We start from the raw sequence: 257 nt of genomic DNA, 5'->3' as shown, positions 1-257 counted from the left end.
GGGTGTTAGCTGCTGTCGGGTGGTTCCTCTGGTGGTTGTTCTGACGCTGTATCTAGGTTTTGGGCCGGTGATCCTTGGGTTGTGGCCGAAGTTTGTGTTGGTGACCCTTGGGTTGGTGTTGTGGCCTGTGCTTTTGTGGCTGCTTTCTCGGCGTTGAGTCTGGCTAGTGCTTCCTGGTACTCGGGCATTGCGGTAATCGGCGCACCCCAGGGTGGGATGAAGGCCACGCCGGTGTTGAGTCGGTACATGTAGCCGCG

Annotated in this window: 1 pseudogene; it reads right to left on the bottom strand. The window is 58.4% G+C overall.

The features are described 5' to 3' along the window. Positions 1-5: 5 nt before the first annotated feature. A pseudogene (locus tag HMPREF2978_RS13470) lies at positions 6-257 on the bottom strand (hypothetical protein); the annotation flags it as partial.

The sequence above is a fragment of the Corynebacterium sp. HMSC074C01 genome, from assembly GCF_001814605.1.
In the GTDB taxonomy this organism is placed as follows: Bacteria; Actinomycetota; Actinomycetes; order Mycobacteriales; family Mycobacteriaceae; genus Corynebacterium.
The sequence above is the reverse complement of the archived record's forward strand: the minus strand, read 5'-3'. Positions and strand labels throughout refer to the sequence as shown.